Below are 476 nucleotides of genomic sequence, written 5' to 3' on the forward strand. Positions count from 1 at the left end.
CAATAATTTAAAATAGATTGGAAATGCTCTTTTATCCCAAATGACACTCACCATAAATAAATTTATGCGATTCCAATTGGTTCTATCAATGGCTAGATAAATTATTTTTTCTGGGGTAAAGTATATTGATAACCATTCCCTAATGATCGGAAACCAAATTTTTTCAATTGTGAAATTTGGTAATGAGAGAAATCTTTGTATTCTTTTCCTTCTACTCTCAAATTTAATTGGTAACGGTATCCCATTCGCTAATCGTTCTAAATTCACGATTTTAATTGACTGTAGGATGTTCACCAAAATTTGGAGAAACAGGTATTCTCTTAGACTCAATTGACTTTTTAAGTGCTTTTGATAGAATAAAGGCATCATTATCATTAGATAGGTCTTATTGACAATATCTGACCTATCTTTTTTTACCATAAATCGTTACATTGTTTACACTGTCTTGTTTTTAGACTTGTTTGTCGCCCCGTCAG

The 476-nt window shown here is 31.1% G+C and carries 1 pseudogene; it reads right to left on the reverse strand.

What is annotated here, in order from left to right:
- Positions 1 to 369, reverse strand: a pseudogene (locus ACM0OW_RS25780) (IS4 family transposase); the annotation flags it as partial.
- Positions 370 to 476: the final 107 nt, after the last annotated feature.

It is taken from the genome of Anabaena sp. CCY 0017, assembly GCF_963920885.1.
In the GTDB taxonomy this organism is placed as follows: Bacteria; Cyanobacteriota; Cyanobacteriia; order Cyanobacteriales; family Nostocaceae; genus Nodularia.